Here is a 22,074-nt window from a genome sequence, read left to right on the forward strand (position 1 = left end):
TAGGGTTATATTTTTATATAATCTAAAAGGGCAACGACGATGCAGACGGCCAAGCTACGAAAAGTCGGCGGCTCGATCATGGTGGCGGTTCCGCCCGCCATGCTCAACGCGCTCGAGCTCGCGGCCGAATCGACCGTCGGCCTTTCGGTCGAGGGCGGGCGCCTGATCGTCGAGCCGCAACCCCATCGCCGCTATTCGCTCGACGAGCTTTTGTCCGAAGAGGCCCCCTCTGTCTCCGACCAGGACGAAGCTTGGATGAATTCGCCGCCCATCGGCCGCGAACTTCTCTGATGGATCGAGGCGACATCTACCTCGTCGATCTCGATCCGACCGAAGGCCGTGAGCAAAAAGGCCGCCGCTGCGTGATGATCGTTTCGGCGAGCCGCTTCAACCGGCACACGGGGGCGCCGCTCTGCGTGCCGATCACCGGCGGGGGCGGCTTCGCTCGCGCAACCGGCTTCACGGTTCCGCTCACGGGCAGCGGACTTTCGACCGATGGCGTCGTCCGCTGCGATCAGGCCCGGACGCTAGATCTTCGCGCCCGCGGCGCCCGCAAGCTCGAGAGCGCTCCCGACTATATCGTCAATGAGGTGATCGCCCGGCTCACGACATTGCTGGAATGACGCCCCACCCCGCCATTCCCCTTCGCCCTCCCCTATGCTATCGCCTGCGGCCATGAGCACACGCATCGACGCCCGCTTCGAAGCCCTGCGCGCCGAGGGCCGCGCCGCCCTCGTGACCTTCGTCATGGCCGGCGACCCGGACCTCGAGACCTCGCGCGAGATCGTCAAGAGCCTGCCCGGGGCCGGCGCGGATCTGATCGAGCTCGGCATTCCCTTCACCGATCCCATGGCCGACGGCCCCGCCATTCAGGCGGCCGGCCTCCGGGCGCTGCATGCGGGGATGACGCTCAATAAGACGCTCGATCTGGTCCGCGCCTTCCGCGCGCAGGATCAGGCGACGCCGATCGTGCTGATGGGCTATTACAACCCCGTCTATGTGCATGGCGTGCCCGCCTTCCTCGAGGAGGCGAAGGCGGCCGGCGTCGATGGGCTCATCATCGTCGATCTTCCGGCGGAGGAAGACGCCGAGCTGTGCCTGCCGGCGCGCGCGGCGGGGCTGAACTTCATCCGCCTGGCGACGCCCACCACGGACGACAAGCGCCTGCCCAAAGTGCTCGAAAACACGAGTGGATTCGTCTATTATGTGTCGCTCACCGGCATCACCGGCGCGGCGCTCTCGGATTATTCCGGCGTGTCGGAGGCGGTCGCGCGCATCAAGCGCAGCACGCCTCTGCCCATCGCCGTCGGCTTCGGCGTCAAGACGGCGGAAAACGCCGCCGCGATCGCGCGTTACGCCGATGGCGTGGTGGTCGGCTCGGCGCTGGTCGATGCGCTGGCGAAATCGCTCGACGCGGAAAATCGCGCCGGTCCGCGGACGGTGGAGGCGGTGACGAGCCTCGTCGCCGATCTCTCCCGCGGCGTGCGCGGCGCGCGGGCGCAAGAGGCGAAGAAGGACGAGCCCTTCTCGTTGAAAGGCGCCCTGGGAGCGATCGCGAGGCTTTGGTCATGAACTGGTATTCCAACGTCGTTCCGCCCAAGATCAAAGCCCTCATCAAGCGCGAGGCGCCGGAGAACGCCTGGGTCAAATGCCCGGAGAGCGGCCAGCTGGTGTTCCACAAGGACATTGAGGACAATCTCTATGTCGTGCCGGGCTCCGGCTATCACATGCGCATTCCGGTGGAGGCGCGGCTCGCCGGCCTCTTCGACAATGGCGAGCACGAAGTGGTGCCGACGCCGGATGTTCCGAGCGATCCGCTGAAGTTCCGCGACATCAAGCGCTATGTCGACAAGATCAAGGAATATCGGCTCAAGACTGGCCATCAGGACGCTGTGACCATCGCCTATGGCAAGCTCGAGGGCGCGGCCGTCACCGTCGCCGTGCAGGACTTCGAGTTCATGGGCGGCTCGCTCGGCATGGCGGCCGGCGAGGCGATCATCGCCGGCATGACTCACGCCATAGAGAAGCGCACGCCCTTCATCATCTTCACCGCCTCCGGCGGCGCGCGCATGCAGGAGGGCATGTTCTCGCTGATGCAGATGCCGCGCACCACAATCGCCGTGCGTCGCCTGCGCGAGGCGCGCCTGCCCTATATCGTCGTGCTCACCAATCCGACGACAGGCGGCGTCACCGCCTCCTACGCCATGCTGGGCGACATTCACATCGCCGAGCCCGGCGCGATCATCGGCTTCGCCGGCGCGCGCGTCATCGAGCAGACGATTCGCGAGAAGCTGCCCGAGGGTTTTCAGCGCGCCGAATATCTGCGCGACCATGGCATGGTGGATATGGTGGTGCCGCGCACGGAAATGCGCGAGACGCTGGCCCGGCTCTGCGCGCTGCTGACCAAAGCGCCGCGCCGCGCGGCTTGACGGAACGAAAGCAGATATCATGGATCAGCGCGACGCGATTCTGACGCGCTTGCTGGACCTTCATCCCAAGAAGATCGATCTGTCGCTCGGACGGACCGAATGGCTGCTGGCCGAAATGGGCCATCCCGAGCGCCGGCTGCCGCCGATCATCCATGTCGCCGGCACCAATGGCAAAGGCTCGACGCTGGCCTTTCTGCGCGCCATTCTGGAGGCCGCCGGACAGCGCGCGCATGTCTACACCTCGCCGCATCTCTTGCGCTTCAACGAGCGCATCCGCCTCGCCGGAACGCTGGTGGACGACGCCCGCCTGCAAAAGGCGCTGGAGGATTGCGAGCGCGCCAATGGCCAGCGGCCCGTGACCTTCTTCGAGATCACCACCGTCGCCGCCTTCACCCTTTTCGCCGAGGAGCCTGCCGATTGGCTGCTGCTGGAGACGGGCCTCGGCGGGCGCTATGATTCGACCAATGTGATCGAGAGCCCCAAAGCCACGATCATCACTTCCATATCGCGCGACCATCCCGAGTTTCTGGGCGATACGATCGAGAAGATCGCCTATGAGAAAGCCGGCATTTTGAAGCGCGGCGCGCCCGCGATCATCGGCTTTCAGCAGCATGACGGCGCCCGCGACGTCCTGGAGCGCGAGGCGCGGCGCGTCGGCGCGCCGCTCTCCATCGCGGGCGAGGATTTCCACATTCGCGAGGAGAACGGCCGCTTCGTCTATGAGGACGAGCGCGGTCTGCTCGATCTGCCGCTGCCGCGCCTGCCCGGCCGCCATCAGCAAGCCAACGCCGCCGGCGCCATAGCCGCGCTGCGCGCCGTCGCGCCGCACATCGGCGCCGAGCATATCGAGGCGGGCCTCACCCGCGCCGAATGGCCGGCGCGGCTGCAATTGCTCTCGCGCGGGCGGGTGGCGGATCTGGTTCCGCCGGGCTCGGAAGTCTGGCTCGACGGCGGCCACAATGACGACGGCGGCCGCGTGCTCGCCGAGGCCATGGCGCAATTCGAGGAGAAGAACGCCCGGCCGCTGGTCTTCGTCTGCGGCGCGCAGGTGACGAAGGACATTCGCGCGCTGATAAAGCATTTCGTCGGCCTCGCCGGCGAGGTCGTCGCCGTGCCGGTCGAGGGCGAGCACAAGAGCTGGCCGCCGGAAGAGATCGCCGCCCTGGCCTGCGCCGAGGGCATGAGGTCGGCGGCCGCGCAGAGCGTCGAGGAGGCGCTGGCGATCATCGCGCAGCGCAGCTATGCGGTCCCGCCGCGCATATTGATCGCCGGCTCGCTCTATCTCGCCGCCGGCGTGCTGGCGCTGAACGGCTCCGTCATAGAGTGAGGCGGCGCCTCTCCCTTCTCCCGCTTGCGGGAGAAGGTGGCCCGGCGAAGCCGGGTCGGATGAGGGTCCGCGCCGGAAAGAGCGTCACCCTTTCGCGAGCGCTTCCAGCAGCTTGTGGGCGGCCGGACCGGAGGAGGCCGGATTCTGCCCGGTAATCAGCAATCCGTCCTCGACCACATAAGGCGCCCAATCGGCGCCTTTCGAGAACAGCCCGCCCTTGGCGCGCAGCTCGTCCTCCACCAGAAACGGCACGACCCCGGTGAGACCCACGGCCTCCTCCTCGCTATTGGCGAAGCCCGTCACCTTTTTGCCCGCGACCAGCGGCCGTCCGTCCGGCGCGCTCACATGACGCAGCACGCCCGGCGCATGGCAGACGAGGGCGATCGGCTTTCCCGCGCGGATGAAGGATTCGAGCAGCGCGATCGAATGCGCATCCTCCGCGAGATCCCAGAGCGGACCATGGCCGCCGGGGTAGAACACAGTGTCGAAATCCTCCTGGCGGGCGTCGGCGAGCGGGACCGTCTGCGCGAGCTGCGCCTTCGCCGCCGCATCGGCCTCGAAGCGTCGCGTGAGGTCGGTCTGGAAATCCGGCTCATTGCTCTTGGGGTCGAGCGGCGGCTGGCCGCCCTTCGGCGAGGCCAGCGTGATCGTCGCCCCAGCGTCCTGGAAGGCGTAATAAGGGGCGGCGAGCTCTTCCAGCCAGAAGCCGGTCTTGCGGCCGGTGTCGCCGAGCCGATCATGCGATGTGAGCACGATGAGAATTTTCATGGGGCCGCTCCGTCGTCTCGCTTTTTCGCGCAAGCGCTCGCCGGAAGATAAGGAGCCCGCCCGCGGGCGCCCACTCGAATTCGCCTGCGGCGCCACTTGGATTTCGGAAGAAATTGCTCCACAAGCGTCCTGCCTCTCCCGCCGCGGGCCGAGGCGAGATCGAAAGAGCGCCTGATCGATGACCCTTATGTTGACGAGCGTCGCCAGCGTGGCGGAAGCCGAGATCGCCGCCGCCGGCGGAGCCGACGTCATCGATTGCAAGGACGCGACCCGCGGCGCTCTCGGCGCTCTGCCTTCGGCCGAGATCGCGGCGATCCTGCGCGCTATCGCCGGCCGCCGTCCGGTCAGCGCCGTCGTCGAGCTGCCGCATGATCCTGCCTCGGCGCGCGCAGCGATAGAGGAGACCGCCGCGCTCGGCGTCGCTTTCGTCAAATTCGCGCTGCCGGCGACGCCGGACGCCGATGCGCTGATCGCGGCTCTGGCGCCGATCGCGCAGCGCGTGCGGCTCGTCGCCGTGCTCTTCGCCGATCTCGGGCCGGACCTCGACCTGCTGCCGCGCCTCGCCGCGGCGGGCTTTTCCGGCGCGCTGCTGGACACGGCGCATAAGGGCAAGGGCAGGCTCATCGAGCATTTCGACATTGGCGCGCTCTCCTCCTTCGTCGAGCGCTGTCATGCGCTCGGCCTCGAGGCGGGGCTCGCCGGCTCGCTGGAGGCGCCGGACGTGCCGCGCCTGCTAGTGACGGGCGTCGATGTGATGGGCTTTCGCGGCGCGCTGTGCCGCGACCACGACCGCAAGAGCGCGCTGGACGCCACGGCCGTCGCGCTGATCCGCGACCTCATCCCCGGCGGCCCGGCGCGGGCCAGCGGCAAGGGCTCGGCGCTCGCCGCCAATGTCGATTGGTCGCTGGTCGTCGGCCGCGGCTATCTCGAGAGCCGCGAGCGCACGCGCGAGGTGGACCATGTTTTCGTGCGCGATCTCGTCATTCCGGTCGAGATCGGCGCCTATGATTTCGAGCGCGGCCGCACGCAGCGGGTGCGCTTCAACGTCGATGTCGATGTGACGCGCGTCTCCGCCGGCGGCGACGACATGCGCAATGTCTTCTCCTATGACGTCATCATGGACGCGATAAAGATGATCCTCGCCTCGGGCCACATAGAGCTCGTCGAGACGATCGCCGAGCGCCTCGCCGAGCTGGTGCTGCGGCACGAGCGCGTGCAGGCGCTGACCGTGCAGGTGGAGAAGCTCGACGTCGCGCCGGGCGCGGTCGGCATTCGCATCCGGCGCGAGCGCCAGGCCGAGACCGCCAAGGTTCATAACCTCTTTCCGGGCCTTCCCGATGCCGCCGAGCCCGAGCGCTGAGACGCCTCTCGTCGTCAAGCTCGGCGGAAGCCTCGCCGCCTCCCCCGCCTTGCGCCAATGGCTGGCGGCGCTGCGGCGCTATCCCGGCCCTCTCGCCATCGTTCCCGGCGGCGGCCCTTTCGCCGACGCCGTGCGCAGCGCGCAAGAGGCGCTGCGCTTCTCCGACGCGGCGGCGCATGACATGGCCATAATGGCCATGGAGCAATATGGGCGCGCGCTCTGCGATCTCGAGCCGGGCCTTCGCCCCGCTGCGACGCCGCGGGAGGCGACGGCCGCGCATGCGCAGGGCGCGATCGCAGTCTGGAGCCCGGTTGCGATGACGCGCGCCGATCCCCAGATTCCAGCGAGCTGGGACATGACGTCCGACAGTCTCGCGGCCTGGTATGCGCATGCGGCGGGAGCGCGCGCGCTATTACTGATCAAGAGCGTCGATTTCCCGCCTTCCCCTGAAGGGGAGGGTGGTGGCGCCGCATCCATCGTCGATCCCTGCTTCGCGCATTATGCGCGCGGGCTCGACGTCTTCATCGCCGGCCCCGCGGCCTTGCGCGAGGCGCCCGAAACTTTCGCACGCGGCGGCCTTCCCGGCGCGCGCTTCGATTTCACCAGAGAGCAAAGCATCGCATCATGAAAAAGGTCGTCACGCCGCGCTGGGGCTGGGCGCTCACCGGCTCGGGACATTTCTTCACCGAATGTCTCGACATCATCCGCTCGCTCGACCATGTCGATCTCTTCGTCAGCAGAGCGGCGGCGGAAGTGATCCGCATGTACAAGCACAGGCTCGAGGACATGCCGGACCATGTGCGCGTGTTCAAGGACACGACGGCGAGCTCGGTTCCGGTCGGCGGCTTCTATCACAGCTATTATCACACGCTGATCGTCGCGCCGGCGACCTCCAACACGGTCGCCAAATTCGTCTATGGCATCTCCGACAATCTCGCGACCAATGTCTTCGCCCAGGCCGGCAAATGCCGCGTGCCGACGGTGGTGTTCGCCTGCGACACGGCGCCGGAGCTGGAGACGCAGGCGCCCGATCGCAAGGTGATGGTCTATCCGCGCCGCATCGACCTCGAGAACACCGACAAATTGAAAACCTTCGAGGGGACGCAGGTCGCCGAGAGCCTCGCCGCCCTGCATGAGGCCGTCGAGCGCCGGCGCCGCGAGCTTTCCGCTCGGGAGCCGATCGGGAATGTCTGAGCGCCTGCTGTTCCTCACCGGCCATCTCGCTCTGCCGCGCCTCGAGCGCATGTTGGCGGGCTTCGGCGAGGAGGCGAGGGACTGGCGCATCCACGACATTGGCGTGAAGGTCGCGGCGCTGATGACGCAGGAGATCATCCTGCGCCGCCTGCCTCGCCCGCTGGACGCCGATCGCGTCATATTGCCGGGCCGTTGCCGCGCCGATCTTTCCGCTCTCGCGGAGGCCTTCGGCGCGCCTTTCGAGCGCGGGCCGGAGGAGATCGCCGATCTTCCGGCGTTCTTGGGCAAGCGCGGCGGCAAGGCCGATCTGACGCGCCATGACATGCGCATTTTCGCCGAGATCGTCGACGCCTCCATCATGAGCGTGGAGGAGGTCGTCGCGCGCGCGGCGATGCTGAAAGAGGCGGGCGCCGACGTCATCGATCTCGGCTGCCTGCCGGACACGCCCTTTCCGCATATGGAAGAGACGATCGTCGCGCTGAAACAGCGCGGCTTTTCCGTCAGCCTCGATTCGGCGAAGCGCGAGGAATTGGAGCGCGGCGCGCGCGCGGGCGCCGATCATCTGCTCAGCCTCGACGAGCATACGCTCGCGATACTGCCGGACAATTCGCCGCTAATTCCGATTCTCGTGCCCAATCCGCACGGCGATCTCGACTCATTGCAACGCGCCGCGCGCATCGCGGAGCGACGCGGCGTTTCCTATATTCTCGATCCGATCCTCGATCCCATTCACTTCGGCCTCGCCGCCTCCATAGAGCGCTATGTCGAGACGCGCCGCCGCGAGCCCCACGCCGAAATAATGATGGGCACGGGCAATCTCACCGAATTGACCGACGCGGATTCCTCCGGCGTCACCGCCGTTCTGCTGGGCCTGTGCTCGGAGCTGGACATTCGCCATCTGCTCACCGTGCAGGTGAGCCCGCACACGCGCCGCACGGTGCAGGAGCATGACGCCGCACGGCGCATGCTGTTCGCCGCGCGCGCCGACGCCGCCCTGCCCAAAGGCTACAGCGACGCGCTGCTGCAAATCCACGACAAACGCCCCTATGCCGCAACGCCGGAGGAGATCGCCGAGCTCGCGCGCGAATTGCGCGACGAGAATTTCCGCATAGAGGTCGCAGCCGACGGCATTCACATTTACGCCCGCGGCTTTCATCGCGTGGCGCAGGACGCCATGTCGCTCTTTCCCGAGCTCGGGGTCGAGAAGGACAGCGCCCACGCCTTCTATCTCGGCGCGGAACTGATGAAGGCGGAAATCGCTTTTCGTCTGGGCAAGCGCTATCGGCAGGACGAGCCGCTGGACTTCGGCTGCGCTTCGGATAGATCGCAAGAGGACGAAACGCGCCTGCGCGAAGCCGGGCATACGCTGCGCAAAGCGCGGGAATGATGGATATCTCACGGGACCCGAGCGGGAGCAGCAGCCGATGCCGATGATCCGCGAATGCGTCGTGACCACAGTCGGCCCCACGGGCCAGCATCACATCGCGCCGCTCGGGCTCATCGAGCAGGACGAGTTCTGGGTCATCGCGCCCTTCCGCCCCTCGACGACGCTCGCCAATCTCGAGGCCGCGCCCTTCGCCACGGCGAGCTTCATCGACGATGTGCGCATTTTCGCCGGCTGCGTTTGCGGCAAGAGCGACTGGCCGATGGAGCCGGTCCCCGATTGGCCGGCGCCGCGCCTTTCCGCCGCCCTCTCGCACGCCGAGCTGGAAGTAGCGCGCAACGAGGGCGACCCTCAGCGGCCGCGCTTTTTCTGCCGGATAAGAAACATCGTCTCCCACAAGCCCTTTTTGGGGTTCAACCGCGCTCAATCGGCCGTGGTCGAGGCCGCTATTTTGGCGACGCGGCTCGGAATGCTTCCCCGCGAAAAAATCGACACAGAAATGGCCTATCTCCGCATAGCGATCGACAAGACGGCCGGGGCCGCCGAGCGCGAGGCGTGGGAGCTGGTGACGGCCAAGATCGAGGCTTATCTTCAAACGCAGTCGGAATGACCGATTCGCCCCTCGGGGCGGAACGGCGCGGCGCGCCCGCGGCTCGCTCGATTAAATTTCGACACGAATTTTCACGAAGGATGGACAATGTCCGAAGCAATGACGACAGAGCATCTCGAGCACGCGGAGCATGCCGAGCATGTCGCGCATGAAGGCACGCCCTTCATGACGCAGGTCTCGATGACGATCGCCGTTTTCGCCGTCGTCGCCGCGACCATCGGCAGCCTGGAGACGATCGAGACCGCCGCCACGCTCGGCGCGCAGAACGCCGCCGCGCTCAGCCAGAGCAAGGCGAGCGATCAATGGGCTTTCTTCCAGGCCAAGAGCATCAAGAAGAGCGTGAACGAGGTCGCCGCCAAGCAGGGCGGCCCGCAGGCCGATCCGCTGGCCCGCGAGGCCAAGCGCTATGACGACGAGAGCAAGGCGATCAAGACCGAGGCCGAGGCGCTCGAGCATCGCGTCGAGGAGCATTTGCACGAGGCCGAGCATCACGAGCATCGCCATCACATTCTGACGATGGCGGTGACGCTGGTGCATGCGGCGATCGCCATTGCGACCATCGCGATCATCACCCGCGGGCGCAGATGGCCATGGTATTCCGGCCTCGCTCTCGCCGCCTCTGGCGTTCTTCTCGCCGGCTACGCCTATATTTGAGCGCAGCGCTTCGGCCGGGGCCGCGGCGCAGGGTCGCGGCCGCCCCGGCCGAAGCCGGCCCAAAATCCGCGCATTGCCGAGTTTTCGTTCATTTTTCGTAGACTTGTCTCATTTTCAGCGACGACGGGCGCGCGCCGAGCCCATCTCGCCGCCAGCGGAGCGCGGGTTGCTTTTTCAGCCGCCATCGCAATCTCTCCGCTTGTGGAGTGCCTCCGATGTCTGCATTGAGCGAATGGCTCTTCGGCGTCGACAATCTGACGCCGCATGGTTTCTGCCTCCTTTGGGAGCCGGGCCTGATCTGGCTCTTCGCGATCTCCGACGGCTTGATCGCGCTGGCCTATTTCTCCATTCCGCTGGCGCTGGTCATCATCGGGCAGAGACGCGCGGATCTCGTATTTCGGCCCCTGCTCTGGCTGTTCGCCGCCTTCATCCTGCTCTGCGGGGCCACGCATTGGCTCGATGTCGTGACCTTGTGGAAGCCGGTCTATGGCGTGCAGGGACTCGTCAAGGCGGCGACGGCGCTCGTCTCGCTCGGGACCTCGATCGCGCTGTGGTGGTGGCTGCCGAGCTTTCTGGCTCTGCCCTCGCCCGATCAGCTGCGCAGGGCCAACGCCGCGCTGCTGGAGAGCGAGGAGCGGCTGGCCCATGCGCAAAAGATGGAGGCCATCGGCCAGCTGACCGGCGGGATAGCGCATGACTTCAACAATGTGCTGCAGGTGGTCATCGGCTCGCTCGGCGTCATAGAGCGGCAATTGGCGCGCGGACGCGCCGAGGAGATCGGCCCCTCGGTCGCGGCCATTCGCAAGGCGGCGAGCTCGGCCTCCAATCTCATCGATCGTCTGCTCGCCTTCTCCCGCCGCCAGACGCTGCTGCCGCGCGTCATAGAGCCGGACAGGCTGATCGTCGACCTCGAGGATCTGCTGCGGCGCACGCTCGGCTCCGGCGTCGAGCTCGATCTGCGACTCGGCCGCTGCCGACGCAGCGTCGTCTGCGATCCGTCGCAGCTCGAGAGCGCGCTGCTCAATCTGGCCATCAATGCGCGCGACGCCATGCCGGCCGGCGGCGTGCTCGAGATCGCGACCGCCGATCGCCGGCTGGACGCCGCCCCCGACGACCCTGATCTCACGCCCGGCGATTATGTGGAGATCAGCGTGAAGGACAATGGCGCCGGCATGAGCCGCGAGGTGCTGGCGCATGTCTTCGAGCCTTTCTTCACCACCAAGCCGACCGGGCGCGGCACTGGCCTCGGGCTCTCGCAGATTTATGGTTTCGTGAAGCAGTCCGGCGGCTTCGTGCGCATCGACAGCGCGCCGGGAAAAGGAACCAGCGTGCGCCTCTATCTGCCCGGGCGCGATCAGAGGGAGGTCCAGCCGGCGGAGGCTATCGCGGAGCAAAAGCAAGGCTGCCCCGCCGCGCCCTGCGGAAAGATGCTGCTCGTCGAGGATCAGCTGGAAGTTCGAATGCAGATCGCCGACACGCTCGAGGAGATGGGTTGCGAAGTCATAGAGGCGGATGACGGAGACGCCGGGCTGAAGGTGCTGGAGTCGGAGCAGAGCCTATGTCTGCTGGTCACAGATGTCGGCCTGCCGGGCGTCAGCGGGCGCCATCTGGCCGAAGCCGCCCGCGCCGCTCACCCCGATCTCCCGATCCTGCTCATCACCGGCTATGCCGGCAAATCGCTCGACAGCCTCGATCTCGCATCGAACATCGAAGTTCTGCGCAAGCCCTTCACGCTCGAGGAGCTGACCGAGCGCGTACGCATATTGCTGGCGCGCGCCGCGGCCGTGGAATAATCCGCTCAGCCGGAGGCGAGCAGGGCGACCGCGCAGGCAGGCGCGCAGTCGGCGGCGGCGGCCGCGGCCTCCGGGACCGCATCGATGAACTCGGCGATGTCGCGATAGGCGCGGCCTTCGGCCAGAGCGAGGCGCGCGACCAAGGCGCGGCCGACGCCGGCGCCCACGATGGGCGCGCCTTCCGCCATTGCGGCGCGCGAGCGCAGCAGCGCGATCTGATCCTCGATCGAGCGCATTTGCGCGCGGGCGAGAAAATCCGCGAAGGCGCGCCATTGCGCGCGCGAGGCCTCGGCGGCGTCGCGACCGGCGAGGCGGGCGAGGCGCGCGATCGATTCCGCGACGCTCTTGCCGCGGCCGTCCGCGGTCGGCTCGGCGTCCTCTGCGGCGAGATCGCCGGTCACGCGGCGCACATCGGCCATGGTCGCGAAATTCTCGCGCGCCGGCGGCGTCCAGCGGCCCGCAAAGGGCGCGAGCGTCACGCCGGCCAGCGGATCGCCGCGCGAGAAGCCCGTATAGACCAGCTCGCCATTGGCGAGGCGCTCGGCGTCGCCGCCGCCGAGAGCGCCGACGCGGCCGCCGGAAATGGGGACGAGGTCGGTCGTCGTCGAGCCCATGTCGATGAATAGCGCCTCGGGGAAACGCCGCGCGACCAGCTCCGCGCTCGCCCGCCAATTGGCGGAGGCGATGGCCTGCGCCGCGCCGCGAACATCGGCGAAGGGAAGGAAGCCGCCCTCCCCGGCGTAGAACAGCGTCTCGCCCTTCACGCGCCGGGCGACGGCCGAGGCGATGGCGGCGACGCCGGCGGCGCGCGTCTCGAAAGCGTCGGAGAGCTCGGCCGTCATGGTGACGGCGAATCGATCCGCGGCGCCGAGCCGGGCGGCCGCCTCCTCTATCGCGCTCTCGAGCCGCGCGAGGCCGTAATGCGGATTGCTGGGCAGCAGCAGCACCTCGACGATCCGCCCGTCAATGGCGCGCGCGGCCTTGAGATGCGCGCCGCCTATGTCGAAGCCGATGACGCTGGCCATGAGCCTTTCCGTTTCGATCGCGCCCCTCACCCCTACCCTCTCCCCGCAGGCGGGGAGAGGGGGAATTCTGCGCGCGCCTTCAAAAAGCAAAAGGGGAGCCGCGAGCGGCTCCCCCCGAAGATAAGCGATCCGGTCGAAGCCGTCAGTTGGCGCCGAAAGGATGCTTGACGTCGTTGCGCTTGGCGACGACCTCGGCGGCCTTCGGCTCGCCCTTGATGGCGCGGGCGATGGCTTCCTTGGTGGCCTGATAGTTGTACTCTTGGATCTTCTTGTCGTCGCTCGCGTCCCAATGGATGAACACGCCGACCGAGATGAAGACGTCATCGGCCTCGGCGACCGGGATCACGCCCTCGGCGACCGAATCGGCGACCGCCTTGGCGACGCCGGCCTGCGCCGGTCCGAACATCTGAACGGCCTGCTTGGCGTTCTTGATGGTGACCTTGTTGAACAGGATCGTGTTCGGCTTGGCCAGCAGGTTCGGCGCGACGACGGCGAGCAGAGTGGTGAAGCCGTCCTTGTTGTTGACCAGCGCATTGGCGAAGGCGGTCTCGGCGGCGCTGCCGCGCGGTCCGATCAGCAGGTCGATGTGAGCGACCTCATTGCCTTCGCCGACGAGCGACTCGCCGACCAGAAGCTTGTTGATCACGGCCATTTTCTTTTCCTTATGGCTTATCGCTGGGGGAATCCGAGCGAGGGAAGACGAGCCGCCGTCATCAATCATTTTCGCATGACAGCGGCAAGTCGGGACGAAACCGTCGGGACGAGGCCCGATCCAGATTCGAGCGGCTCAGAGCAGGCTGCGCGCCAGCGCGAAAGCATGGCGGAAGTCGAGGCGCAGCGGCTTGTCGGAAGTGGTCATCTGCTTGAAGAGACCGGCCTCCGTTCCGTATTTGATGTCGCCGATGGCGAGCGCGCCGATGCCGAGCGCGCCCGACGGCAGCTCGACGCCCTTGTCGTGCAGCTTGACGCCCTCGACGCCGAGCGGCGGAACGGCGTTGACGTCCGCCGCGATGAGCAGCGATTTGGCGGCGGCGAGGTCTTCCGCGGACAGAACCTGGACGCCGGCGCGGGCCGCGCAGAGCGCGATCTCATGTTCGACGAGGAGGGCGCGCACCTGCTCGGACTTGCTGCCGTCGGCGGGCGTCACCTTCACGCCGAAGCGCTTCTCGATCTCCTCGGCCTGGACGGTCACGCGGTCGAGGCCGCTGTAGCCGACGATCGTCACCTCGGCGCCTTCGAGCGCGGCGATGACGGCGGAGGAATAGCCGACGACGCCGGTCGCGCCATAGACGACGATCTTGGCGCCTTTGAGCTCGCGGCCCTTCTTCTCGCGCAGCACCTTCTCGACGAAGGCGACCATGGCGCCGGCGGTGGTGAAGGAGCCGTAAGGGTCGGCGAAAAGCGAAATCTCGAAGGGCTTCAGCAGCGCCTTCTCGGCGGCGTCCAGCATGTCGAGCGCGAGCACGGCGTCACGGCCGGCGAAGAAAATTCCGGTGCGCAGAGCCGCCGAGGGCGCGCGGGAGAACATCGCGTCCTGCACCAGCGCCGTCACCTCGTCGAGAGTGACATTCGTGTAGGGGATCGCCACGTCGAAGCCCGCGTCGATCGCCATGTTGACGTCGAACGGGCTCATATGCTTCAGCGTGCTCAACATATGAAGGATCGATTTGGCGGCCATGGGAAATTCCTAACCTTTCTGTCCTTGCCGGCGTGCGAGCGCGCTGCGCGCCCTGCGTGACGCTCGAGCTCAGCCGAGCTTTCGGATGAGCGTTACCGGGACGGCGGGCGCGGGCGTAGCCCGGTCTCGAATGGCGAGACGCATAGACCGCAGAACGGGACGAATGTCCAGCCTATTGTCCCGCCCCAGGACAGCGCAGGGGCGACAGTGGCCTCAATAGCCGAAAGGCGACGCCCCGAAGGTGGAGCCCGCGCCCGGCGGATCGAAGCGATAGCCGTCGGCGCCCCAGACCGGCGCCGGGCGCACGGGCGCGGCATAGACGGGTGCGGCGTAGACGGGGGCCGCCGCCGGCGGCGCATAGGCCGGGCGGCGGGAGGAGCGCTTCGCCTCGGCGGGAGCGGCGGCGAGAAGCGCGCCGGCGAGCAGGACGATCGCAAAGCCGCCGATTTTCATGATCCATGCCCTCATTGACCGCAGATGCGGCTCCGCTGGAGGAAATCGGGCGGCGCCCGGCGGCGTCAAGGGCGCCGCGCGAGCGCTTTTCGCAATGCGTTTCCTCGACATATTTATTGCCATCGGCTCGAGCTGGGCGCATTCTTCGCGCCCATGTCGGACGAGGCGTCTCTACTCGCGGCCAACGCCGCTTATTATCGAGCCTTCGTCGCCGCGGACCTGGATGGGATGGCGGCGATCTGGGGCGATGAGGAAATCTGCTGCATCCACCCCGGCTGGCCGCCGATCTTCGGGCGCGAGCAGGTGCTGGCCTCCTTTCGCGAGATTTTGCGCAACCCCATGCAGGACCCGGTTCTGCGCCGCAGCGAGCGCGCGCTGCTCTGCGGCTCCGAGGGACGCGTCGTCTGCATAGAGATGGTCGGCCAGGCGGCGCTCGTCGCCACCAACAGCTTCCGGCTCGTCGATGGCGCGTGGCGTCTGGCGCATCATCAGGCGAGCCCGCTGATGGTCCAGAGCGAGCCGCCGCCGACCCCGCAGGCGCCGCCGACGCGCTCGCTGCATTGACGGTAGGTTCGCCGAAGCTTCACAGGATCGCCATGAAGGCGACATCCCCTGTTGACCTTGCGCCGCCCCTGCCTCTATAAGACCGCCCAACCAAGGGCTCGCCCCCCGGGGCGCGGGGCCTTTGCGCGATTTTCATGTCATACGGCCATCGAATGGCGCGGCCTCCCGCGCTCTGCGCCGATCGAAAGGAAAAGACAATGTCCCGCCGTTGCGAACTGACCGGCAAAGGCGTGCAGACGGGCAATCTCGTCAGCCACTCCAACCGCAAGACGCGCACCCGCTTTCTGCCCAATCTGGTCAATGTGACGCTGGCCTCGGACGCGCTGGCGCGCTCCGTGCGTCTTCGCGTCTCGGCGGCGGCTCTGCGCTCGGTCGAGCATCGCGGCGGCCTGGACGGCTTCCTCGTCAAGGCGCGCGACACGGAACTCTCCGACGACGCCCGCGCGCTGAAGCGCGAGATCGTCAAGAAGCTGGCCGCCGCCCCCGCGACCGCCTGATCTCGACGCCACGGGATACGCTCCTTCAAAGGCGCGCTCTGTTCCGGCTCAAAGACAAATAGACCCCGCGCCCTGGGCAAGAGCGCGGGGTCTTTCCTGTTTTGGCCGCCCTTGCCGACGCGAGCCCCCAGCCGCGCGCCGGCAATCGCTCCGGGCGGCGTGTCAGCCCCAGATCGACAAAGCTACGCTGAGCAGCAGGGGAAGGGTGGCCAGCGAGAAGATCGCGGCGACGCAGAGAACCCTCTGGACGTCGAGCGGCTCGTGAGACGCCGCGGGCAATCCCGCATTTCGAACTTTGCCAAAGGAAATCATACGCAACTCCCTCGTCACTCTCGGACGGCCGATCGCTCGGACATCCGATCGTCACTGCACGCGCACCAGACGGTCGCGCCGAAATATTAATGCAACAGCCGCCCTGAAGGTTCCCCCGCCGACTCGTTTTCGGCGCGGTTGAGCGCTGGTTGCGAAATTAACTCGACTTAAACTCATTCACCATTCGGTGAATTACGAGAGGCGATTCGGGACGACGAGCGCCACCCCGAGCGCCCCCTCACGGCGCCGTGGCGAGGACGCGCGGCCGCTGCGGCGCCGCGCGTTGCGGAGCGCGCGCCGGGGCAGGCGCGGCGTTCTCGCTGAACAGCTCGGCGAGCTTTTCCGTCATCGCGCCGCCCAATTCCTCCGCATCCACGATGGTCACGGCGCGGCGGTAATAGCGCGTCACGTCATGGCCGATGCCGATGGCGATCAGCTCGACCGGCGATTTGGTCTCGATCTCCTGAATGACGTGCCGCAAATGGCGCTCGAGATAATTGCCCGGATTGACCGACAGAGTGGAATCGTCGACCGGGGCGCCGTCGGAGATCATCATCAGAATGCGGCGCTGCTCCTGCCGCGCCAGCAGGCGGCGATGCGCCCAGTCGAGCGCCTCCCCGTCGATATTCTCCTTCAACAGGCCCTCGCGCATCATCAGGCCGAGATTACGGCGCGCGCGCCGCCAGGGCGCGTCGGCGGCCTTGTAGATGATGTGGCGTATGTCGTTGAGCCGGCCCGGGTTCGGCGGCTTGCCGTCGGCGATCCATATCTCGCGCGATTGGCCGCCCTTCCAGGCCTTGGTGGTGAAGCCCAAAATCTCCACCTTCACGCCGCAGCGCTCCAGCGTGCGGGCGAGAATATCGGCGCAGGTCGACGCCACTGTGATCGGCCGGCCGCGCATGGAGCCCGAATTGTCGAGCAGCAGCGTCACCACCGTATCGCGGAAATTCGTGTCCTTCTCGCGCTTGAAGGAGAGCGGCTGCTGCGGATCGATGACGACGCGCGGCAGGCGCGCGGGATCGAGCATCCCCTCCTCGAGATCGAACTCCCAAGCGCGGTTCTGCTGCGCCATCAGCCGCCGCTGCAGGCGATTGGCGAGCCGGCCGACGACAGAGGAGAGATGCAGGAGCTGCTTGTCGAGATAGGAGCGCAGGCGATCCAGCTCCTCGGCGTCGCAGAGGTCCTCCGCCTTCACCGTCTCGTCGAAGCGAGACGTATAGGCCCTGTATTCGCCGCCGGAGCGATCGGCCGAGGAGGTCGGCGGGCGCCGCGTCTCCATTGCCTCGTCCACATCGCCGGAGTCGATCTCCTCCAGCATCTCGCTGTCGAGAATTTCGGCGGCTTCGCTCTCGCCCTTCTCCAGCGCCTCCTCGGAGGCGGTGGCGGTGTCCATCTCGGAGGAGCCGGACTGCTTGTCCTCCTCGGTCTCCTCGCCCTCGGCCTCGTCGGGATTTTGCGGCTGGTCCTCGCTCGGCTCCTCGGCGTCCTCCTCGCCGCCCGCGCTCTCGCCCTCGAGCTCGAGGGACGCGAGCAGGCGATGCGCGAGCTGCGCGAAGCCGCGCTGATTCTCGAGCGCCGAGACAAGCTTGTCGAGATCGGCGCCGGCGCGCTCCTCGATCCACGGGCGCCAGAGATCGACCGCCTTGCGGCCATGCGGCGGCGGCGCAATGCCCGTCAGACGCTCGCGCGCGATGAGCGCCAGCGCATCCTCGAGCGGCGCGTCCTCGCGCGTCTCGATCTCGGAGAAGCGGGCGCGCTGATAGCGATCGTCGAGCATGGCGCCGATATTGGCGGCGACGCCGTCCATGCGGCGCGAGCCGATCGATTCGACGCGCGCCTGCTCCAGCGCGTCGAAGGCGGCGCGGGCGTCGGGAGATTGCGGCTGCACGCGGCGATGGACCGCCTCATCGTGGCAGGCGAGGCGCAGAGCGATGGAATCGGCGTGGCCGCGCACAATGGCGGCGTCCTGGGCGGTGAGCTTGCGCGGCGGCTCCGGCAGGCGCGCCTTGGCCTTGTCGTCGGCGCCGAGCAGCATGGCGCGCTCCGGCGAGAAGGAGACTTCCAGCTCCGAACGCTTGGCCATGGCGCGCATCGCGCCGGCGACGGCGCGCTTGAACGGCTCTTGCGGAGCCTCCTTCGGCGAGGCGGGTTTGCGATTGGTTGCCATAGAAGTCCGTTCGATCGTGAGCTCGGCGCCCGCCTTCGGGCGAGCGAGCCAATATAGCCTATGCCGGATCGAGAGTTATGAAAATCGCCGAAGACGAAATCACCCGCGGATTCCGACGACGCGCGAGTTTCTCGTTAACTATCAGCTATTTCGGCCGGCATATGACGGATAGATGACGCCATTTCAATCTAAGATGTTGAATTATTTACTGTTTTTTCAATGCTTCCGGTCAATTTCTCGCGCCAGAAGCCCCTCGATCCGAGCCGAACCATGTATGAGATCGCCTCCCGATATGGAGTCGTCACCGAATTTCGCGACGTCGACGAGCTGTGTTTCAAATGGCAGGTCGAGGCGCCGGTCGGCGGCCTGCCGCCCTATGAGCAGATCGCGCTGGGTAGCCTCGGCCGGCTCGCCGACGATCTGGCGCTGGCGGGACGCGACGAGGACGGCGGCTTCGCGTTCTTCTATGGCGGCGGCGCCTTCGAGGCCTGGCTGGGCGCGTCGCTGCGCGGCCTGCGGCTCGACGCTCTGGAGCGCAATTACCGCGACGCCATCGCCGAGGCTCTCGACGCGGCCTGCGCGCGCGGAGCGCCGGCGGCGGCGATCGCGCGCAGCATTCGCGGCGGCCTGGTGCGAACCTGCGAGATCGTCGTCTTCCCGCTGTCGAGCCATTGGGGCGCGACGCTGTTTCTCGTCTTCGCGCGTGAGCGGGCCTCCAAGCACGATCTCGTCGACGCGATCTATCGCGCCACCGACGGCGGGCTGGCGACGCTCGCCGCCGTCCACGCCGGCCGCGACATAATCGATTTCATCATCGTGAGCCTCAACGCCAGCGCCAGCCGATTCTTCGGCGGCGCCGAGCGCGATCTGCAATGGCGGCGCATCAGCGAGATCGTCCCGGCCTGGATGGCCGACGGGACCTTCGAGCGCTTCTCCGCCATTTTCCGATCGGCGCTCCCCGACACATTCGAGGTCGCGCATCGCTCGGCCGAGGGCGCCGCGATGCATTTGCGGCTCTCCGCCGCGCCCATGGGCGATCTCGTCGGCGTGACGCTCACCGACGTCACGCCGCTGAAGGCGCGCGAGGCCTCCTTCCGCCTGCTGTTCGAGAGCAATCCCATGCCCATGTGGGTGCATGATCCGCAGAGCCTGCGCATCATGGCCGTCAACGACGCCGCGGTCGCCCATTACGGCTATGCGCGCGAGCGCTTTCTTCGTTCCACCTTGCTCGACCTCTATGCGGAGGAAGAATGGCCGGCGGTGACGATCGCCCATGAGAGCGCGGCCGTTCGCCGTCCGTCGGACCGCATATGGATCAATCGCACGGCGGAGGGGCGCGAGATAAAGGTGCAGAATTACGCGCGCGAAATCTCCTTCGACGATCGTCCGGCGATTTTGCTCGCCATTGTCGACGTCACCGAGCAGCGCGAGCAGGCCGCCCGCATCGCCCATCTCGCGCATCACGATCCGCTCACCGGCCTCGCCAATCGCGCGCTCTTCCGCGCGCGGCTGACGGACGGGCTGCAGCGGCTCGAGAGCGGCGCGGAAAGCCTCTGCGTGCTCTATCTCGATCTCGACGGCTTCAAGGACGTGAACGACGCCTTCGGCCACCCGGTCGGCGATCGGCTGCTGATCGCCGTCGCCGAGCGGCTGAGCGAGACTCTGGCGCCGGGCGATATGGTGGCGCGCGTCGGCGGCGACGAATTCGCTATCGTCCAATCGGGCGCCGGAGCGAGCGAGGCGGACCGTCTCGCCGAGCGCATCGTGAGCGAGCTGAGCATTCCCTATGAGGTCGACGGCCATTCGGTGACGGTCGGCGCCAGCGTCGGCATTTCGGTCGCGCCCATCGACAGCGGCGACGCCGATATTCTGCTCAAGAACGCCGACATAGCGCTCTATCGCGCCAAGGCGGACGGGCGCGGCCTGCATCGCTTCTTCGAGCCGGAGATGGCCGCCTCCATTCTCGTGCGCCGCACGATGGAGGCCGACCTGCGCCATGCGCTCGCCGCCGGCGAGTTCGAAATCTATTATCAGCCGCTCATCGACCTGGCGACCAATCGCATCGTCGCCTCGGAGGCGCTGCTGCGCTGGTTCCATCCCCTGCGCGGCTCGATTTCGCCCAATGAGTTCATTCCGATCGCAGAGGAGACCGGGCTCATCACGCCGATCGGCGAATGGGTGCTGCGCGAGGCCTGCCGCGAGGCGGCGAGCTGGCCGGAGCCGATCGGCGTCTGCGTCAATCTCTCGCCCGCGCAATTTCGCTCGCGCTCGCTGGTGGCCTCGGTCCTGTCGGCGCTGGCGACGAGTGGCCTCGCGCCGCAGCGGCTCGAGCTCGAGATCACCGAATCGGTGCTGCTCGCCGAAAACCACGCCAATCTCGCCGTGCTGCATCAAATGCGCAGCCTCGGCGTGTGCATATCGATGGATGATTTCGGCACCGGCTATTCGAGCCTAAGCTATCTGCGCTCCTTCCCCTTCGACAAGATCAAGATCGACCGCTCCTTCGTGAAGGAGCTGCCGGAGAATCAGGAATGCGGGGCGATCGTGCGCGCAGTCGCCGGGATCGGGCAGTGCCTCGGCGTCGCCACCGTGGCCGAGGGCGTGGAGACGCATGAGCAATTGGCGCGGCTGCGCGCGGAAGGCTGCACGCAGATGCAGGGCTTTTTGTTCAGCCGCCCGACGCCGGCCGCAGAGCTACGGCGCATGCTGGAGAGCAACGATAAGAGATGGGCGGAGGCGGTGAGCGCGGCGTGAGCTTTTCCGCCGCGGCGCGCCGTAGAATGGTGGGGGAAGTAGGACTCGAACCTACGAAGGCATAGCCAGCGGATTTACAGTCCGCCCCCTTTGCCGCTCGGGACATTCCCCCAGCTTCTCGACGGACCCAAGAGGATAGGTCCCGCGAGCGACGGCCCCGTGAAGGGCCGGTGAAGCAGGGCGCATATGGGGAATTTGCGTCCCCGCTGTCAACCCGAAAATGACCGAAGGCGTCGCCGGCCCGTCGCCGGCTCAGGACTGGCTCTGCGACTGGCCCTGGGCGCGGGCGACGCTGACGCGCACTTCCGCGGTCTCGTCGCCGCCGCCGGAATGGGCGGCGCGAATCGGCGCGGCGCCCAGATGATCCAGCGCCACGGCCACGCGCACATAGCTCTCGTCCGGCGAAGCGCCGCGCGTCGGGTCGAAGCCCACCCAGCCGAGCCCCGCCACATGCGCCTCGGCCCAGGCGTGGACGGCGGCGCCGGCGTCCGCGCGCAGCGCATAGCCGGAGACGAAGCGCGCCGGAATCTCGAGGCTGCGCGCGCCGGCGATGAAGACATGCGCCGCATCCTGCGCCGAGCCGCGGCGACGCGCGAAGATGTCGGCCGCCGCCACGGCGCCGCTGGTCGGCTCCTCCGCCACGACGAAGGCTTCGTGCAGCGCGCCGACCAGCGCATGGAGCCTGGCCAGCGTCTCCTTCTCGCGCGCCGACGCCGCCAGCGCGAAATCGCGGATCGCGTGATTCGCCTCGGTCAGCGGCGTCTCGCGCAGATAGAGCTCCGGCGGAAAGCGCTCGATCGCGCCGCGCGCGACGCCCGCCGTGTCGAAGGTCTCGACCGCGCCTTCGACCACGGTGGTGAGCGCCTCGAGCGACCCCTCGACATAGATGCTGTGCACGACATTGCCGAAAGCGTCCTCGCAGGCGCGCAGGCGGCAGTCGCGATCGACGTCGATACGCCAGTCGAGAACGTGCTGCCCGTCGTAATTGCGAGGGGTGAGCGCCAGCTTCTGAATCGCCGCCTTGGCCGGCTCCGCGTAACGATAGATCGTCTCGCGCCTGACTCTTATGTGCATCTTACACCGCAAAGGGAGCCGGAAACGCCGG

At 67.2% G+C, this 22,074-nt stretch carries 22 protein-coding genes and 1 tRNA gene; 15 read left to right on the top strand and 8 right to left on the bottom strand.

Annotated features, from left to right (window positions below; translation table 11 throughout):
* Nucleotides 1–39: 39 nt before the first annotated feature.
* From GYH34_RS00510 to GYH34_RS00530, 5 genes are read left to right on the top strand one after another with little or no spacing between them, the layout of a single operon-like run.
* Entirely contained in the window at nucleotides 40–291 is a 252-nt protein-coding gene (locus GYH34_RS00510; protein ID WP_161911887.1) for an antitoxin, read from the top strand.
* The gene (locus GYH34_RS00515; protein WP_018266890.1) at nucleotides 291–623 is read left to right on the top strand and encodes a type II toxin-antitoxin system PemK/MazF family toxin; all 333 of its coding nucleotides are present in this window, start codon (nucleotides 291–293) and stop codon (nucleotides 621–623) included. Before GYH34_RS00510 ends, GYH34_RS00515 begins: the two co-directional genes overlap by 1 nt.
* 52 nt (nucleotides 624–675) lie before the next feature.
* A complete protein-coding gene (gene trpA, locus GYH34_RS00520; protein ID WP_161911888.1) occupies nucleotides 676–1,572 on the top strand; it encodes a tryptophan synthase subunit alpha in 897 nt (298 codons plus the stop codon).
* Nucleotides 1,569–2,429, top strand: coding sequence for an acetyl-CoA carboxylase, carboxyltransferase subunit beta (accD, locus tag GYH34_RS00525; protein ID WP_161911889.1), 861 nt, complete (start codon nucleotides 1,569–1,571; stop codon nucleotides 2,427–2,429). Before trpA ends, accD begins: the two co-directional genes overlap by 4 nt.
* Nucleotides 2,430–2,448: 19 nt before the next feature.
* Entirely contained in the window at nucleotides 2,449–3,756 is a 1,308-nt protein-coding gene (locus GYH34_RS00530) for a folylpolyglutamate synthase/dihydrofolate synthase family protein (protein WP_161911890.1), read from the top strand.
* 84 nt (nucleotides 3,757–3,840) lie between these two features.
* On the opposite strand, the gene GYH34_RS00535 is transcribed toward GYH34_RS00530, so the two are convergent.
* A complete protein-coding gene (locus GYH34_RS00535; RefSeq protein ID WP_161911891.1) occupies nucleotides 3,841–4,524 on the bottom strand; it encodes a type 1 glutamine amidotransferase domain-containing protein in 684 nt (227 codons plus the stop codon).
* 178 nt (nucleotides 4,525–4,702) lie between these two features.
* Here GYH34_RS00535 and GYH34_RS00540 point away from each other — a divergent pair, with 178 nt between their 5' ends.
* The 7 genes from GYH34_RS00540 to GYH34_RS00570 all read left to right on the top strand — a co-directional run bounded on the left by GYH34_RS00540 (nucleotide 4,703) and on the right by GYH34_RS00570 (nucleotide 11,519).
* Nucleotides 4,703–5,884, top strand: coding sequence for a (5-formylfuran-3-yl)methyl phosphate synthase (locus GYH34_RS00540; RefSeq protein WP_174242346.1), 1,182 nt, complete (start codon nucleotides 4,703–4,705; stop codon nucleotides 5,882–5,884).
* Nucleotides 5,862–6,512 carry an aspartate kinase gene (locus GYH34_RS00545; RefSeq protein WP_161911892.1) on the top strand — a complete coding sequence of 217 codons (651 nt, stop codon included), beginning with the start codon at nucleotides 5,862–5,864 and terminating at the stop codon, nucleotides 6,510–6,512. The genes GYH34_RS00540 and GYH34_RS00545 overlap by 23 nt, the downstream gene beginning before the upstream one ends.
* Nucleotides 6,509–7,078, top strand: coding sequence for a flavoprotein (locus GYH34_RS00550; protein WP_036294230.1), 570 nt, complete (start codon nucleotides 6,509–6,511; stop codon nucleotides 7,076–7,078). Before GYH34_RS00545 ends, GYH34_RS00550 begins: the two co-directional genes overlap by 4 nt.
* Nucleotides 7,071–8,465: a DUF6513 domain-containing protein gene (locus GYH34_RS00555; protein ID WP_161911893.1), complete on the top strand. Its 1,395-nt coding sequence runs from the start codon at nucleotides 7,071–7,073 to the stop codon at nucleotides 8,463–8,465. The genes GYH34_RS00550 and GYH34_RS00555 overlap by 8 nt, the downstream gene beginning before the upstream one ends.
* A 37-nt stretch (nucleotides 8,466–8,502) precedes the next feature.
* Nucleotides 8,503–9,072 carry a DUF447 domain-containing protein gene (locus tag GYH34_RS00560; RefSeq protein ID WP_161911894.1) on the top strand — a complete coding sequence of 190 codons (570 nt, stop codon included), beginning with the start codon at nucleotides 8,503–8,505 and terminating at the stop codon, nucleotides 9,070–9,072.
* Nucleotides 9,073–9,159: 87 nt separating this feature from the next.
* Nucleotides 9,160–9,726: a DUF4337 family protein gene (locus GYH34_RS00565; protein WP_161911895.1), complete on the top strand. Its 567-nt coding sequence runs from the start codon at nucleotides 9,160–9,162 to the stop codon at nucleotides 9,724–9,726.
* Between the two features lie 215 nt (nucleotides 9,727–9,941).
* Nucleotides 9,942–11,519: an ATP-binding protein gene (locus tag GYH34_RS00570; RefSeq protein ID WP_161911896.1), complete on the top strand. Its 1,578-nt coding sequence runs from the start codon at nucleotides 9,942–9,944 to the stop codon at nucleotides 11,517–11,519.
* A 5-nt stretch (nucleotides 11,520–11,524) separates the two neighbouring features.
* Here GYH34_RS00570 and GYH34_RS00575 read toward each other — a convergent pair whose 3' ends face one another.
* From GYH34_RS00575 to GYH34_RS00590, 4 genes are all read right to left on the bottom strand, one after another.
* Nucleotides 11,525–12,544, bottom strand: a complete 1,020-nt coding sequence (locus tag GYH34_RS00575) for a hydantoinase/oxoprolinase family protein (protein WP_161911897.1) — start codon at nucleotides 12,542–12,544, stop codon at nucleotides 11,525–11,527.
* A gap of 142 nt (nucleotides 12,545–12,686) precedes the next feature.
* Nucleotides 12,687–13,196, bottom strand: coding sequence for a formaldehyde-activating enzyme (fae, locus tag GYH34_RS00580; protein WP_161911898.1), 510 nt, complete (start codon nucleotides 13,194–13,196; stop codon nucleotides 12,687–12,689).
* 135 nt (nucleotides 13,197–13,331) lie between these two features.
* Entirely contained in the window at nucleotides 13,332–14,222 is an 891-nt protein-coding gene (locus GYH34_RS00585; protein ID WP_161911899.1) for an NAD(P)-dependent methylenetetrahydromethanopterin dehydrogenase, read from the bottom strand.
* A 213-nt stretch (nucleotides 14,223–14,435) separates the two neighbouring features.
* On the bottom strand, nucleotides 14,436–14,675 hold the full coding sequence (locus GYH34_RS00590; protein WP_161911900.1) for a hypothetical protein: 240 nt from the start codon (nucleotides 14,673–14,675) through the stop codon (nucleotides 14,436–14,438).
* A gap of 153 nt (nucleotides 14,676–14,828) precedes the next feature.
* Between GYH34_RS00590 and GYH34_RS00595 the strand changes: the two genes are divergently transcribed.
* Nucleotides 14,829–15,239, top strand: a complete 411-nt coding sequence (locus GYH34_RS00595) for a nuclear transport factor 2 family protein (protein ID WP_161911901.1) — start codon at nucleotides 14,829–14,831, stop codon at nucleotides 15,237–15,239.
* A gap of 197 nt (nucleotides 15,240–15,436) precedes the next feature.
* On the top strand, nucleotides 15,437–15,736 hold the full coding sequence (gene rpmB / locus GYH34_RS00600) for a 50S ribosomal protein L28 (protein ID WP_026191519.1): 300 nt from the start codon (nucleotides 15,437–15,439) through the stop codon (nucleotides 15,734–15,736).
* A gap of 550 nt (nucleotides 15,737–16,286) precedes the next feature.
* Here the strand turns inward: rpmB and cobT are convergent.
* Complete coding sequence (cobT, locus tag GYH34_RS00605; RefSeq protein ID WP_161911902.1) at nucleotides 16,287–18,215, bottom strand: cobaltochelatase subunit CobT; 1,929 nt, start codon at nucleotides 18,213–18,215, stop codon at nucleotides 16,287–16,289.
* Between the two features lie 270 nt (nucleotides 18,216–18,485).
* Between cobT and GYH34_RS00610 the strand changes: the two genes are divergently transcribed.
* Complete coding sequence (locus GYH34_RS00610) at nucleotides 18,486–20,969, top strand: EAL domain-containing protein (RefSeq protein WP_161911903.1); 2,484 nt, start codon at nucleotides 18,486–18,488, stop codon at nucleotides 20,967–20,969.
* A gap of 27 nt (nucleotides 20,970–20,996) precedes the next feature.
* Here GYH34_RS00610 and GYH34_RS00615 read toward each other — a convergent pair.
* Nucleotides 20,997–21,081 (bottom strand) — tRNA-Tyr (locus GYH34_RS00615).
* Nucleotides 21,082–21,221: 140 nt separating this feature from the next.
* Complete coding sequence (locus GYH34_RS00620) at nucleotides 21,222–22,043, bottom strand: transglutaminase family protein (protein WP_161911904.1); 822 nt, start codon at nucleotides 22,041–22,043, stop codon at nucleotides 21,222–21,224.
* Nucleotides 22,044–22,074 lie beyond the last annotated feature (31 nt).

Origin of the sequence: Methylosinus sp. C49, assembly GCF_009936375.1 — a bacterium.
Lineage (GTDB): Bacteria > Pseudomonadota > Alphaproteobacteria > Rhizobiales > Beijerinckiaceae > Methylosinus.

Bases quoted from the DNA above. Each gene is read 5' to 3' on its own strand.
- GYH34_RS00585 (WP_161911899.1), bottom strand. From the start codon at position 14,222: ATGGCCGCCAAATCGATCCTTCATATGTTGAGCACGCTGAAGCATATG.
- GYH34_RS00560 (WP_161911894.1), top strand. From the start codon at position 8,503: ATGCCGATGATCCGCGAATGCGTCGTGACCACAGTCGGCCCCACGGGC.
- GYH34_RS00565 (WP_161911895.1), top strand. From the start codon at position 9,160: ATGTCCGAAGCAATGACGACAGAGCATCTCGAGCACGCGGAGCATGCC.
- GYH34_RS00610 (WP_161911903.1), top strand. From the start codon at position 18,486: ATGTATGAGATCGCCTCCCGATATGGAGTCGTCACCGAATTTCGCGAC.
- trpA (WP_161911888.1), top strand. From the start codon at position 676: ATGAGCACACGCATCGACGCCCGCTTCGAAGCCCTGCGCGCCGAGGGC.
- GYH34_RS00550 (WP_036294230.1), top strand. From the start codon at position 6,509: ATGAAAAAGGTCGTCACGCCGCGCTGGGGCTGGGCGCTCACCGGCTCG.
- GYH34_RS00510 (WP_161911887.1), top strand. From the start codon at position 40: ATGCAGACGGCCAAGCTACGAAAAGTCGGCGGCTCGATCATGGTGGCG.
- GYH34_RS00620 (WP_161911904.1), bottom strand. From the start codon at position 22,043: ATGCACATAAGAGTCAGGCGCGAGACGATCTATCGTTACGCGGAGCCG.
- GYH34_RS00530 (WP_161911890.1), top strand. From the start codon at position 2,449: ATGGATCAGCGCGACGCGATTCTGACGCGCTTGCTGGACCTTCATCCC.
- accD (WP_161911889.1), top strand. From the start codon at position 1,569: ATGAACTGGTATTCCAACGTCGTTCCGCCCAAGATCAAAGCCCTCATC.
- rpmB (WP_026191519.1), top strand. From the start codon at position 15,437: ATGTCCCGCCGTTGCGAACTGACCGGCAAAGGCGTGCAGACGGGCAAT.
- GYH34_RS00545 (WP_161911892.1), top strand. From the start codon at position 5,862: ATGCCGCCGAGCCCGAGCGCTGAGACGCCTCTCGTCGTCAAGCTCGGC.
- GYH34_RS00595 (WP_161911901.1), top strand. From the start codon at position 14,829: ATGTCGGACGAGGCGTCTCTACTCGCGGCCAACGCCGCTTATTATCGA.
- GYH34_RS00540 (WP_174242346.1), top strand. From the start codon at position 4,703: ATGACCCTTATGTTGACGAGCGTCGCCAGCGTGGCGGAAGCCGAGATC.
- GYH34_RS00515 (WP_018266890.1), top strand. From the start codon at position 291: ATGGATCGAGGCGACATCTACCTCGTCGATCTCGATCCGACCGAAGGC.
- GYH34_RS00535 (WP_161911891.1), bottom strand. From the start codon at position 4,524: ATGAAAATTCTCATCGTGCTCACATCGCATGATCGGCTCGGCGACACC.
- GYH34_RS00575 (WP_161911897.1), bottom strand. From the start codon at position 12,544: ATGGCCAGCGTCATCGGCTTCGACATAGGCGGCGCGCATCTCAAGGCC.
- GYH34_RS00570 (WP_161911896.1), top strand. From the start codon at position 9,942: ATGTCTGCATTGAGCGAATGGCTCTTCGGCGTCGACAATCTGACGCCG.
- GYH34_RS00555 (WP_161911893.1), top strand. From the start codon at position 7,071: ATGTCTGAGCGCCTGCTGTTCCTCACCGGCCATCTCGCTCTGCCGCGC.
- fae (WP_161911898.1), bottom strand. From the start codon at position 13,196: ATGGCCGTGATCAACAAGCTTCTGGTCGGCGAGTCGCTCGTCGGCGAA.
- GYH34_RS00590 (WP_161911900.1), bottom strand. From the start codon at position 14,675: ATGAAAATCGGCGGCTTTGCGATCGTCCTGCTCGCCGGCGCGCTTCTC.
- cobT (WP_161911902.1), bottom strand. From the start codon at position 18,215: ATGGCAACCAATCGCAAACCCGCCTCGCCGAAGGAGGCTCCGCAAGAG.